We start from the raw sequence: 10385 nt of genomic DNA, 5'->3' as shown, positions 1-10385 counted from the left end.
TAGACTTATCCACAGTTGCTGGTAACAAAATCAGCAATCCGCCCTGGGTCAAATTTCAATCGGCAGGGTGGGTCAATTTTCCATCAGCGCCAACACCCCAAGCCCGCCTAGCCGCCCTGCTCGCCCAGTGCCGCGAGGAAGAACCGGAGGTCGAGATCTGCCTGTCAGAGGTCACCTTCAGCGAACAGGTCAGAGGCCTGAATGACGACCTGTTCGATATCGGGCTTGCACAGTCCGACGAGGTCGGCGATGGGCTTGTGGCCGAGCCGGTCTGGTTCGATCCGCTGGTGGTAGCGGTACCTGCCCGCCACCCACTGCTCAGCTACCGGCGCGTGCCGCTCGACGAGGTGGTGCGCTACCCGCTGGTACTCTGCGATCCGCAGGTCTGCGAAGGCTTCTGGCAACAGTTGCAGCGGGTGCTGGGCGCTGTGGATACGCGACTGATCATCGCCGACCGCGTACCAACACTGGATCTGATGATGGCGCTGGTCGCTGCGGGTTACGGGCTGGGTTTCTCCAGCCTGGCGCGCATCAACGAACTAAACAATCCGGACGTCGTGGCCAGGCCGCTAGGCGGCTGTGCATCGATGCTAACCACCTACTTGGTAAGGCGCGAAGGCGATCCGACCGAGCAACTGGCCCGGTTTATCGGGCGGGTGAGTCCGGAGGAAAGCCAAGCGTTGCTTCCTGATCACGCATCACACAAGGAGATCGCTTGATGAAAAAGATGTCATTACTACTGGCTGCCCTGCTGTTGAGCGCATGCGAAAAGCCGATGCCGTTTGAGTCGGCTGAAGCGCTTGCGGAGAATCCCGAGCGGCTCAAGGAACTGCGACTGCAGTGCCGGGACAATCGAGCAAAGCTGGGTGAAGCCCAATGCAACGCAGTTAGCGATGCCCAGCGCATACGCTTTATGGGCAAAGGCACACCCTACACTCCTCACACCGTCCAATTCTTCCACTCGGACACCGAAGATGGACGCTAGAGGGGACGCCAGCGAAATGGCCACTTTTAGTCTACAGATTCAAATATGCTATATTTTGATCTATAGATTAAATCGAGGGCTCTCCATGACAGCTGCCGCAATCCAAACTCAGGACTTCTCGAAAACCCAGTGCGCAGCCGGCCTGCGTGCCGCGCTGAACATTCTGGACAAGTGGAAGGCCACCTGCGAGCAGGCTTGCCGGGTGCTGCGGATTTCCCGCAGCACCTACACCCGCGCTAGTCAGAAGGATTCGGCATGGGCGGTAAGCCTGGACTCCGATCAGATGCAACGCATCAGTCTTGTGTTGAACATTCACGCAGCACTGCGCGTCGTGTTCGATAACCCCGAGAACGTCTATGGCTTCCCCACGATGGAGAATCACAATGAGTTCTTCAACGGCCGCAAGCCGCTCGACATCATGGCGCAGGGCGACATGATCTCGCTTTATGAGACATTCCGGCGGATCGACGCGCTACGAGGTGCACAGTGGTAATGCTCGGAGACCTTCCTGTGCTGGAAGGTGAAAGCCTGCAGGCCTATCGCCTGGTCAACTCCAAGTTTCCGCCCATTGCCCTGTTCGATGATGTCGCCGACGCAGAGGACTTCGAAGCTCTTTATCAGATCCAGGCGCTAACCAATCCACGGCTGCAGAACGAGATTGGTCGCCTGGAGCTGATTCCGCGTGACCAGATTCCGTTCGGCATCCCTGGCTGCTCGTATGCGACAGCACCCTTCACCCACGTCAATCCAGCCGGCTCGCGCTTCAGCAATGGCAACTTCGGCGTGCTCTACCTGGCCGACAGAATGGATACCGCGATTGCCGAAGTGCGTCATCACCAGGAGCGCTACTGGTCGAATGTGCCGGAGCTCAACTATGAGCGCTTCGTCTTCAGAGGGCTGACCGCCGGTTTCAGCGACAGCGGTATGAGAGACGCCACCGCACTGCCGCTTTCAGACCCCATCTATACGCCGGACGATTACGCACACTCGAATCGATTGGGAAGCGAAGTGAAACGAGCGGGATACCCAGGCCTGCGCTACCACTCGGTTCGATCTCCCGGCAACATCTGTTGGGCGCTGATGACCCCGCGACCTGTTACGTCGATCATCCAGAGCGCTCATTTTGAAATGATCTGGAGCGGGCAAGTTATCAGCGTCAATCAGATCACAACAGTTCTAGCCCCGTAGCTGAAAGCGGACTAAACAGTCCTAGCCCGCCTCTGTAAGCAATCATAATCCGCTGAAATCGGCTCATAGCAGCCAGTGAAAATAGGCAGAAACCGGCCAAAAGCGGTCATTTGATCCGGAAGCATTGAGCTCACCCCACAAAAAGAAGTTTCTAAGCTAACGGAAAGAATCCATCGCTTTTGTGACTGAAGAACTCACGCAAGTGCTCGATGAAGAAAGACACCTTAGCAGATAGATTGAGGCGTTCGAGGTAGACGGCATAGATATCTGCGGGTGGGGTTTCGTAGTCGCTGAGTACTTCCACCAGCCGGCCGCTGCTTAGGTGGCTGGCTAGGTTCCACTCGGCGCGCATAAGGATGCCGTGCCCCTCTAAGGCCCAGTTCAGTGCGACTTCTCCGTCGTTGGTGCTTAGGTTGCCGCGTACCTTTACCGACTCGCTCTGTTTGCCCCGACTCAGTCTCCAGATACCGAAGGCTGCATCGTTCTGACGCAGCACAATGCAGTTGTGCTGCATCAGGTCCTTGGGGCTTTCAGGATTGCCGAAGGCTTCCAGATAGGAAGGGGCCGCGCACAGTCTGCGTCTATTCGCAGCGATCTTGCGGGCAATCAGACGGGAGTCGGGCAAGTCCCCGAAGCGGATGGCAACGTCGATAGCATCGTCCGGCAGGTTGATCGGCCGGTCGGTCAGGTGCAGTTGGACCTCGACCTCCGGATAGTGCCGGACGAACGAAGAAATTGCAGGGCAGACATGCGTGCGGCCAAACCCCAGGGGGGCATTGACGCGTAGCAACCCCTTTGGCTTCGCCCGACTGCTGGATACCTGGCGCTCCATTTCCTCGATCTCGCCGAGGATGCGCTGGGCACTATTCAGATAGAGCTCACCCTCGGCAGTGAGACTGATGCTGCGCGTGGTGCGATTGAGCAGTCGCACACCCAGGCGCTGCTCCAGTTGTGCCAGCCGTTTGGAGACTGCGGGCGGTGTCAGGTTGAGTTCGCGCGCAGTCGCCGCCAGGCTGCCCAGTCTGATCAGCTGGGTGAAGAAGGCCAGTTCCGATACTGGATTCATAATTAACCTGCAAGAAATAATGAAGTTATTTTCATTGTATTACAGGCTTTTCAGAAAACCATTAACTTTGCTTCTGCGCATTAGCTGGAAATACCCGGATCGTTTGCGAACCCGGAACGTTGTTGCCGTGCAGCGAATATCCACTAGTGCCACCCCCAGTCCGACTCACAAGAAACATTCGGAGCAGAGCATGGGCAGACGATTGCTGGCGAAGCGCTATAGGGGCTTCTTCGACCGGCCTATTACGGGCCTCGCTTCCGTCAGTTTCCGTTGCCTTCCAGCACATGCCAGTAGCGTCGGTGGCTGCGCCTAGTGGACGACGACTGTTCATCTGCTTTGCCTGCTTTCGCAGGCATGCAAGCCCACCAGCCTTTCGATGCAATGAGGAGAATAACAATGGATAACGAATCAGCCGTTCAATCGCTCACCGACGTGATGGCGAAGTTTACTGCCTATATTGGCAAGCGCCTGCCAACGGACGTCAAGGAAAAGACTGCCAAGCTGCGTGCCGCAGAGACCAACTCGCTGGCTATCGAGATCTACGACTCCATGGCCGAAAACCAGGACTACGCAGACAAGCTCGACCGCCCAAGCTGCCAGGACACCGGAGTGATCCAGTACTTCATTTCCGCTGGTGCCCGCTTCCCGCTGCTTGGTGAGCTGGAGGACATCCTGCAGAACGCCACTCTGGAGGCGACGAAGAAGGGGCCGCTTCGCCACAACGCGGTGGAGACGTTCGACGAGAAAAACACCGGCACTAATACCGGCTCGAAGATTCCGTGGCTGGACTGGGAAATCATCCCTGACGCCGACTACGCACTAATTGATGTCTACATGGCCGGTGGCGGCTGCACCTTGCCGGGTTCGGCAAAGGTACTGATGCCAGGCCAGGGCTACGAAGGGGTGACTGAGTTCGTCTTCGACGTAATCACCTCGCGCGGTATCAACGCCTGTCCGCCGCTGCTGGTTGGTGTCGGCGTTTCCACCTCGGTGGAGACCGCAGCACGCTTGTCAAAGCGGGCGATTCTGCGTCCGGTGGATTCCAGCCACCCGAACGCAAATGCAGCAATGATGGAGCAGCTCCTTGAGGAGGGACTCAACGAGATCGGCATTGGTCCTCAGGGCCTGAGCGGTAACAGCAGCGTGATGGGTGTGAATATCGAGTCGTCGGCGCGTCACCCGTCGACCATTGGCGTTGCTGTCTCCACCGGCTGCTGGGCGCACCGCCGCGGCAAGATCCGTATCAATGCCGATCTGTCCTACGACATCCTCTCCCATGAAGGAGTAGTACTGTGAAAAAGATTCTCTCTACCCCGATCAAGGATGAAGACCTGGCCTCCCTCAATGTCGGCGATATTGTCTATCTGACAGGCCAACTGGTGACTTGCCGTGACGTGGCTCACCGCCGGCTGATCGAACTCAAACGCGAACTGCCGGTCGACCTGCGCGGCGGAGCGATCTTCCACGCAGGGCCGATCGTGCGCAAGAAAGACGATGGCAGCTTCGAAATGGTCTCCATCGGCCCAACCACCAGCATGCGCATGGAGAAGTTCGAGAAGGAATTCATCGAGCAGACCGGAGTCAAGCTGATCATCGGCAAGGGTGGCATGGGCCCGGAAACCACCGCTGGCTGCCTGGAGAACAAGGCGGTGCATGCGGTGTTCCCCGGCGGCTGTGCGGTGCTCGCGGCCACCAAAGTGGAGGAAATCGAGCGCGCCGAATGGCAGGACTTGGGCATGCCAGAAACTCTGTGGGTAAACCGCGTGCGCGAGTTCGGTCCGCTGATCATCTCCATTGATACCAAGGGCAACAACCTGTTCGAGCAGAACAAGGTGCGCTTCAACGAGCGTAAGAGCTCCATCGTCGAGAAGATCAATAGCCAAGTACGCTTTATCAAATAAACCGGCTAGGCGCCGCGGCAGGGACGCCGTGAGCGCCACCGGACGTCGGAGCGGCGGCGTCCATCCTCCACTACTTTCACGGCATTGCCGGCGACCAGTCGTTTCGGCTGCCCCACCTTGGGCACAGATCCTGGGGACAGTTGCCCAGCACCAGACCTGGGACATACGACCATGGATAAACCCTGTCATCACGAGTTGCGCAACGCATTCCGCGCGCTGCTTGCTTCACCTGCCAGCCATCACACCGCTTCGGTGTTTGACCCTCTATCGGCGCGCATTGCCGCCGATCTTGGTTTCGAGGTCGGTATTCTTGGCGGCTCGATCGCCTCCCTGCAGGTACTCGGTGCCCCCGACATCGCCCTGATCACGCTCAGCGAATTCGCCGAGCAGGCCACGCGCATCGGTCGAGTAGCTCGCCTGCCGGTGATCGCCGATGCCGATCATGGTTACGGCAATGCCCTCAATGCCATGCGCACGGTAGCCGAGCTGGAGCGCGCCGGCGTAGCGGCGCTGACGCTCGAGGACACCCTGCTGCCGGCACAGTTCGGCCGCAAATCGTACGATCTGATCAGCGTCGAGGAGGGTATCGGCAAGCTGCGCGCCGCTCAGGAAGCACGCTACGACAATGCGCTGGCGATCATCGCTCGTACCCATGCCGGCGTGCAGCCGCTGACCGAGGTCATCCAGCGCACCCGCGCTTACCGGGACGCCGGGGCCGACGCCATCTGCCTGGTCGGGGTGAAGAATTTCGATCAGCTCGAAGCGATCACCGAGGGTCTGCAGATGCCGTTGATGCTGGTCACCTACGGTAACCCGGAGCTGCGCGATGACAGACGCCTGGCCGAACTGGGCGTGCGCATCGTGGTCAACGGCCACGCCGCCTATTTCGCGGCGATCAAGGCGACCTACGACAGCCTGCGCGAGCAGCGCGGCATCGCCGTGGGCAATGGACTCACCGCGTCGCAACTGGTGACCCGCTACACCCACCCCGATGACTACATCGCCAGGGCGCGGCAATACCTGAACCTCAGCGAATAAGCCTGCGCTGCCACGCGCACGAGAGGCTCGTTGCGCCCGATCATCCCTCCGCGCCGCCTTTCTTGTGGCGCGGATCCGTTCTTTTGCCCGGCGTTGTTCGATAGCGCACGGCAACTCCGACTTGCCGCCTGCCCCGAGCGTCTTCCCGTTTAGTTGCATCATCGACGCCGATTTCGGCGGGCGTCCTGTCGGCTTGCCTTTGGCAAGAGCATTTCCCCTCCGGCATGGCGGTGCTGGCCGTCGGTTGCGTCGGTCGTAGTGCTTCGCCTTGGCTTTCTAATTGATAACTTTAGCTCAATAAAGATGTGATTTTTAAGCGATCAATCTGTTTGATTTCACTGCTTATACTCGCCCTGTCGCAGCATCGCGGTCATCCTCGTTAATAACAATAAGTGGAGCGCAGCATGAAGACTTACAACATCGCGGCCATTCCCGGCGATGGCATCGGAACCGAAGTGATTGCCGCCGGCTTGGAGATTCTTGAGGGCCTGGCTAGACGCTTGGGTGGCTTCAATTTCGATGTCACCCACTACCCCTGGGACTCGGAGTACTACCTCAAGCACGGCCATTACATCCCGGACGGCGGGCTGGCCGAGATCAGCAAGGCTGATGCAATTTTCTTCGGCGCCGTCGGTAGTTTGAAGGTCGCCGACCATATTTCCCTCTGGGGCCTGCGCCTGCCAATCTGCCAAGGCTTTGATCAATACGCCAACGTGCGCCCGGCCCGTGTGCTGCCGGGTGTGAAAAGCCCGCTGAGCAATGGCCAGGCCATTGACTGGGTGATCGTGCGCGAAAATTCCGAGGGCGAGTATTCGGGCAGTGGTGGCCGAGTGCACCAGGGACTGCCCATCGAAGTCGCCACCGAGGTGTCCACCTTCACTCGCGTAGGTGTGGAGCGTATCCACCGCTTCGCCTTCGAGCTGGCGCGCAGCCGGCCTGCTAAGCACCTGACCCTGGTGACCAAATCCAATGCCCAGCGCCATGGCATGGTGCTATGGGACGAAGTGTTCGCCGAAGTGGCCAGGGACTATCCGGATGTACGCACCAACCGCGAATTGGTCGACGCAGTGACCACCACCATGGTGCTCAAACCTGAAAAGCTCGATGTCATCGTCGCAACCAACCTGCATGCCGATATTCTTTCGGACCTGGCTGCGGCCCTGTCAGGCAGCCTGGGAATTGCACCGACGGCCAACCTGAATCCCGACCGCAGCTTCCCATCGATGTTCGAGCCCATTCACGGCTCAGCCTTCGATATCACCGGCAAGGGCATCGCCAACCCTATCGCGACCTTCTGGACCGCGGCGATGATGCTCGAGCATCTCGGCGAGAGAAAAGCCGGCGAGCATCTAATGCGCGCCATCGAGGAAGTCACTGCCAGCGGCCTGCATACCCCCGATCTGGGTGGCACGGCCACGACTCGACAGGTTACTGACGCGGTGCTTGAGGTTATCTCGCGCTAGAGCGTGGGATTCAGACTGCCGACCTACACCCTGCACCGCAGGCGTCACTGCTGATTCACCGCTTTGCCTGGAGCCCAGATGCTCCAGGCGTCCATTACAAAAATAAGCATATGGAGCCTCCTCTAAGAGGAGGGAAACCGAATGAGCCCCATCGAGATAACTCTGCTACTGCTGCTGTTCGCGACCGTCATGTTCGTCTGGGAGCGAATCCCCCTGGCGTTGACCGCCGTCATCGTCTGCCTCGCGCTGGTATTGACCGGTGTGCTCGATCCGAAGACAGCTTTCAACGGCTTCATCAACACCAACGTGATCCTTTTCGTCGGCATGTTCATCGTCGGCGGCGCCTTGTTCGAGACGGGCATGGCGAACCGCATTGGAGGCCTGGTGACACGTTTCGCCAAGACCGAGCGGCAACTGATCGTAGCGATCATGGTCATCGTCGGCTTGCTCTCTGGCGTGCTCTCCAATACCGGCACCGCGGCCATCCTGATTCCGGTGGTCATCGGCATTGCCGCGAAATCCGGGTTCTCTCGCTCGCGGTTGCTGATGCCCCTGGTATTCGCAGCAGCGATGGGCGGCAATCTCTCCCTTATCGGTGCACCAGGAAACCTGATCGCGCAGAGCGCCTTGCAGAACGTCGGCCTGGAATTCAATTTCTTCGAATACGCCAAGGTCGGCCTGCCACTGTTGGCAGGCGGCATTATCTACTTCGCCTTCTTCGGCCATCGCCTGCTGCCGGCCGGTTCCTCGAAAGCCGTAACCGGTGTAACCGAGGCGACTCATGATTTCAGCTCGGTGCCGAAATGGAAGCAAATCACGTCGTTGATGGTAATGATCGCGACCATCCTCGGCATGGTATTTGAGAGTGCGATAGGTGTACCGCTGCATATCACCGCCTGCGTTGGTGCAGCGTTTTTGGTACTGGTCGGTGTGCTGACCGAGAAGCAGGCTTACCAATCCATCGACACGCAAACTATCTTCATCTTCGGCGGCACCCTGGCTCTGGCCAGCGCTCTGGAACAGACCGGGGCCGGCGCGACAGTCGCCTCTACAATCATGGCGCTGCTCGGCGCGGAGCCGTCGCCGGTACTGTTGCTGGTGGTGATCTTCTTTATCTCCTGCGCACTCACCAACTTTATGTCTAATACCGCCACAACCGCGCTGCTGGTGCCGATCGGCATGTCGATCGCGGCCAATTTGGGTGCCGATCCGCGCGCGGTGCTGATGGCTATCGTGATCGGCGGTTCCTGTGCCTACGCCACCCCGATCGGCATGCCAGCGAACCTCATGGTGCTGTCGGCTGGAGGTTACAAGTTTGCCGATTACATGAAGTGCGGCTTGCCGTTGATTCTGGTGGCAGGTGCCATTGCGATTCCTCTGTTACTGCTGTTCTTTCCGTTCTTCCCGTCGTAATTGGCGACCAGCAACTCTCGTACTAGCCAAGCAATGCCAGGAGGCCCAGGCGAGCATGGAGGCTCGCTGATGTTGGAGAAACGCATGAAAATCGTCATCGCACCTGACTCGTTCAAAGACAGCTTGAGTGCAACCGAGGTTGCCGATGTGATTGAGGCGGGCTTACAGGAGGTTTTCCCCGAAGCGGAACTGATCAAGTGCCCAATGGCCGATGGCGGCGAAGGTACGCTGGATACCATTCTGGCCGTGGTGAAGGGCGAGCGGTGTAGCAGCCTGGTGACTGGCCCGCTTGGCGACATCGTCGAGGCAAGCTGGGCTTGGCTCCCAGGATCGCACACCGCCATCATTGAGATGGCCGAGGCCAGTGGTCTGCAATTGGTACCTGTTGCACAGCGCAATGCCTGTCTGAGTACCAGTCGCGGCACTGGCGAGCTGATCCTTGAGGCCCTGGATATTGGTGCCCGACGTATCGTACTCACCTTAGGTGGCAGCGCCACCAATGATGCAGGCTCTGGCATGTTGGAGGCGCTCGGCGCACGCTTTCTGGACTCAGAACAGTGGCCGCTACCGCCGGGAGGGCAGGTCTTGGCGGCATTGAACCGAATCGACCTGAGTAGTCTGGACCCCCGTCTTCCAGAAGTGCGTTTCGAGGTGATGGTCGACGTCGATAACCCGCTCTGCGGTCCCAATGGCGCGTCGTACACGTTTGCCCAACAAAACGGGGCGACTCGTGCTGAGGTCGCCAGGCTGGATCGCGCGCTGGGTCACTTTGCAGCCTGTTGCCAGGCTTTGTTCGAGAACGATCATCGTGACTACCCAGGCAGTGGCGCAGCTGGTGGTATGGGGTTCGCTACCCGTACGTTTCTCAAGGCAGAGTTTCGCCCTGGTATCGAAATCGTCGCTGAGCTGGCTGAACTCGCACGGCGTATACAAGATGCGGACTTGGTGATTACCGGGGAAGGGCGTTGCGACGTTCAGACCTTACGAGGCAAAACCACCTTGGGCGTGACACACGTGGCGCGCCAGCATCAAGTGCCGGTGATCGTGCTGGCGGGCACGTTGGGAGAGGGATACGCCGACCTCTACTCACACGGGGTCACTGCCGCCTTTTCGTTGGTCTCTGGTCCTATGACCCTGACTGATGCCTGCCAGCAGACACCTGAGCTTCTGCGGGCTTTAGCGCGCGATATAGGCAGGGTGCTTCGGTTATCTACAGACGTACGAACAAAAACGCTTACGTCGAGCGCCCTCTGAATTTGTAGATATCCAATGACTGCTCTTGGCCGGTAGCCGCCCGTCGCGGCTGGCCACAATCGGCCAAAAGCGGACAG

The 10385-nt window shown here is 58.9% G+C and carries 11 protein-coding genes; 10 read left to right on the top strand and 1 reads right to left on the bottom strand.

Annotated features, from left to right (window positions below; genetic code table 11):
* The 4 genes from BLS08_RS25245 to BLS08_RS25230 all read left to right on the top strand — a co-directional run.
* On the top strand, window positions 1–719 hold a 719-nt coding region (locus BLS08_RS25245; RefSeq protein ID WP_244155389.1), incomplete at its 5' end, for a LysR family substrate-binding domain-containing protein.
* Window positions 719–985: an EexN family lipoprotein gene (locus BLS08_RS25240; protein WP_090337730.1), complete on the top strand. Its 267-nt coding sequence runs from the start codon at window positions 719–721 to the stop codon at window positions 983–985. The genes BLS08_RS25245 and BLS08_RS25240, both read left to right, overlap by 1 nt.
* Window positions 986–1070: 85 nt before the next feature.
* On the top strand, window positions 1071–1478 hold the full coding sequence (locus tag BLS08_RS25235) for an antitoxin Xre-like helix-turn-helix domain-containing protein (RefSeq protein WP_090337728.1): 408 nt from the start codon (window positions 1071–1073) through the stop codon (window positions 1476–1478).
* Entirely contained in the window at window positions 1478–2173 is a 696-nt protein-coding gene (locus BLS08_RS25230; protein ID WP_090337726.1) for an RES family NAD+ phosphorylase, read from the top strand. Before BLS08_RS25235 ends, BLS08_RS25230 begins: the two co-directional genes overlap by 1 nt.
* 151 nt (window positions 2174–2324) lie before the next feature.
* Here BLS08_RS25230 and BLS08_RS25225 read toward each other — a convergent pair whose 3' ends face one another.
* Window positions 2325–3239, bottom strand: coding sequence for a LysR family transcriptional regulator (locus BLS08_RS25225; protein ID WP_090337725.1), 915 nt, complete (start codon window positions 3237–3239; stop codon window positions 2325–2327).
* Window positions 3240–3635: 396 nt separating this feature from the next.
* Here BLS08_RS25225 and ttdA point away from each other — a divergent pair, with 396 nt between their 5' ends.
* The 6 genes from ttdA (at window position 3636) to BLS08_RS25195 (ending at window position 10308) form a co-directional block, all read left to right on the top strand.
* On the top strand, window positions 3636–4535 hold the full coding sequence (gene ttdA / locus BLS08_RS25220) for a L(+)-tartrate dehydratase subunit alpha (protein WP_090337724.1): 900 nt from the start codon (window positions 3636–3638) through the stop codon (window positions 4533–4535).
* Complete coding sequence (gene ttdB, locus BLS08_RS25215; protein WP_090337722.1) at window positions 4532–5140, top strand: L(+)-tartrate dehydratase subunit beta; 609 nt, start codon at window positions 4532–4534, stop codon at window positions 5138–5140. The genes ttdA and ttdB overlap by 4 nt, the downstream gene beginning before the upstream one ends.
* Before the next feature lie 171 nt (window positions 5141–5311).
* Entirely contained in the window at window positions 5312–6178 is an 867-nt protein-coding gene (locus BLS08_RS25210; RefSeq protein ID WP_090337720.1) for an isocitrate lyase/PEP mutase family protein, read from the top strand.
* Between the two features lie 404 nt (window positions 6179–6582).
* Window positions 6583–7641 carry a tartrate dehydrogenase gene (locus BLS08_RS25205; RefSeq protein WP_090337717.1) on the top strand — a complete coding sequence of 353 codons (1059 nt, stop codon included), beginning with the start codon at window positions 6583–6585 and terminating at the stop codon, window positions 7639–7641.
* Window positions 7642–7782: 141 nt separating this feature from the next.
* Window positions 7783–9054, top strand: coding sequence for an SLC13 family permease (locus tag BLS08_RS25200; RefSeq protein ID WP_090337715.1), 1272 nt, complete (start codon window positions 7783–7785; stop codon window positions 9052–9054).
* 84 nt (window positions 9055–9138) lie between these two features.
* Window positions 9139–10308 (top strand): glycerate kinase, encoded by a 1170-nt coding sequence (locus BLS08_RS25195; protein ID WP_090337732.1) that lies wholly within the window; start codon window positions 9139–9141, stop codon window positions 10306–10308.
* Window positions 10309–10385 lie beyond the last annotated feature (77 nt).

The organism is Ectopseudomonas chengduensis (assembly GCF_900102635.1).
In the GTDB taxonomy this organism is placed as follows: domain Bacteria; phylum Pseudomonadota; class Gammaproteobacteria; order Pseudomonadales; family Pseudomonadaceae; genus Aquipseudomonas; species Aquipseudomonas chengduensis.
The sequence above is the reverse complement of the archived record's forward strand: the minus strand, read 5'-3'. Positions and strand labels throughout refer to the sequence as shown.

Coding starts and splice junctions, on each gene's coding strand:
- BLS08_RS25205 (WP_090337717.1), top strand. CDS start 6,583: ATGAAGACTTACAACATCGCGGCCATTCCCGGCGATGGCATCGGAACC.
- BLS08_RS25225 (WP_090337725.1), bottom strand. CDS start 3,239: ATGAATCCAGTATCGGAACTGGCCTTCTTCACCCAGCTGATCAGACTG.
- ttdA (WP_090337724.1), top strand. CDS start 3,636: ATGGATAACGAATCAGCCGTTCAATCGCTCACCGACGTGATGGCGAAG.
- BLS08_RS25240 (WP_090337730.1), top strand. CDS start 719: ATGAAAAAGATGTCATTACTACTGGCTGCCCTGCTGTTGAGCGCATGC.
- BLS08_RS25235 (WP_090337728.1), top strand. CDS start 1,071: ATGACAGCTGCCGCAATCCAAACTCAGGACTTCTCGAAAACCCAGTGC.
- BLS08_RS25200 (WP_090337715.1), top strand. CDS start 7,783: ATGAGCCCCATCGAGATAACTCTGCTACTGCTGCTGTTCGCGACCGTC.
- BLS08_RS25195 (WP_090337732.1), top strand. CDS start 9,139: ATGAAAATCGTCATCGCACCTGACTCGTTCAAAGACAGCTTGAGTGCA.
- BLS08_RS25230 (WP_090337726.1), top strand. CDS start 1,478: ATGCTCGGAGACCTTCCTGTGCTGGAAGGTGAAAGCCTGCAGGCCTAT.
- BLS08_RS25210 (WP_090337720.1), top strand. CDS start 5,312: ATGGATAAACCCTGTCATCACGAGTTGCGCAACGCATTCCGCGCGCTG.